We start from the raw sequence: 1,957 nt of genomic DNA, 5'->3' as shown, positions 1-1,957 counted from the left end.
CATTGTAGCGCCTAGTCGTATGCTCAGTCATATGGCTCACTCTTATCTAAGAGCGAGACCCTGTCAGGTCATTTCGGGGGCCAACTCACGACCTATCGAATGGGAACGACATCTCCTACATTGCAATATATCTACGGACTTACTCGCCCTGGCAGTTCCAATGAGGATGTGACAATCACATACGACAGCTCCAAGCGAGTGGCGAGCATTGCGAATGCGACCGGGACGACTACCTACGGCTATGTTGATAGTGGCTCCTCGAGAACGACAACGGTAACGGACCCGCTGGGTCATATTACGACCTATGTATTCGACATGACGCTTCACCGTCCAACCTCCATCACCGATGCAGATGGGAAGGTATGGACAAAGCAATATGACTCCGCAGGACGTCTGTATATCGATACTGCCCCAGAAGGGAATCATACCCAGTACACCTACGATTCCCGGGGAAATGTAACGGCTATTTATGGTATATCAAAATCTATTCCTGGATATCCAAATAAGGTTACGACTCGGGGATTCGATTCTGTTTGTGTAAATGCTGCTAAGTGCAACAAGCCGAACTGGGTCCAGGATCCGAATCTCGATCGTACAGATTACTCATATGACCTTACTACCGGGAATATTCTTACTGTCCAGGCACCGGCGGCTACGACTAGCGGCCCGCGGCCGACTACGACGTTCAGCTATGCGACGGTAAACGGGGCGCAGGTTCTGTCGGGTACCTCAATCTGTCTCACGTCCGCAACATGCGTCGGTACGACGAGTGAGTCGAAGACCGCAATCGGCTATAACAGCAATGGCCTCCCGACGACGATATCTAAGCAGGCTGGCGATGGGTCAATCGTCGCGACCACGACGTTAGGGTATGACAACGTCGGCAACGTGACCAGCGTCGATGGGCCTTTGCCAGGCAGCGCCGACACCACCTATTACCGTTACGATGCGGATCGTGAAGTCGTCGGGGTTGTCGCTCCTGACCCGGATGGCGCCGGACCACTCCTGCCCAAGGCGCAGCGCAATACCTATGACGCAAAGGGTCGGGTGACCCTCGTCGAGGCGGGCACGGTGACGGACCCCAGCGATGCAGCCTGGAGCGCTTTTTCCTCGCTTCAGCAGGTCGCGGCCACATATGATGGTGTTGATCGCCCATTGACCAAGACGGTCACCGCGGGCGGTACGACATTTTCGGTAACGCAGAACAGCTACGATCATCAACGGTTGGATTGCACCGCTGTCCGAATGAACAGTGCCGCGTGGGGATCGCTGCCGCCGTCGGCTTGCACGTTGCAAACTCCCGGAACCCTCGGAGCCGATCGCGCCACAAAATTTGCTTACGACAATGCCGACCGGCTGACCAAGCGAACTTCCGCTTATGGGACAGCCGACGCTTCGGACGACGCGACAATTGCCTACACGGACAACGGTTTGCAACAGAGCGCGACTGACGCAAACGGAAATGCTACCATCTATGCGTATGACGGGTTCGATCGGCCGCTAACCACGACCTATCCGGGTGGAAGTTATGAGCAATTCAGTTATGATCAGGATGATAATCTACTGACACGGCGGCTGCGTGATGGGACGTCGATCAGCTACGCATATGATATGCTGAACCGGGTGACAACCAAGACATTGCCGTCGGGGGAGCTGGCGGTCTCGTACGGCTACGATTTGCTTGGACACATGACGGCGGCAACGCGGTCAGACGGCAACAACGTAAGCGCTGCGTATGACGCCTTGGGGCGCCAGACAAGCGTAACAACGGCGATTGGTGGCACGGTCAGTTCGCAATATGATACAGCGGGGCGACGTACGCGGCTGACCTGGACCGACGGATTTTTCGTCGCCTACGGCTACGATGCAACGTAAGCGCTAAAACTGCCCCACGTGGTTGCGGGGCGACGGCGGCGACGTGGACGGCGTAATTTCGGCGATCAGGCGACGCTGGCGA

The 1,957-nt window shown here is 56.1% G+C and carries 1 protein-coding gene; it reads left to right on the top strand.

The window, feature by feature from the left end:
- Positions 1 to 888 precede the first annotated feature (888 nt).
- Positions 889 to 1,875, top strand: coding sequence for an RHS repeat domain-containing protein (locus tag BGN95_RS06510; protein ID WP_286772008.1), 987 nt, complete (start codon positions 889 to 891; stop codon positions 1,873 to 1,875).
- Positions 1,876 to 1,957: the final 82 nt, after the last annotated feature.

This window comes from Sphingomonas sp. 66-10 (assembly GCF_001897045.1).
Taxonomy (GTDB): Bacteria; Pseudomonadota; Alphaproteobacteria; order Sphingomonadales; family Sphingomonadaceae; genus Sphingomonas; species Sphingomonas lycopersici.
The sequence above is the reverse complement of the archived record's forward strand: the minus strand, read 5'-3'. Positions and strand labels throughout refer to the sequence as shown.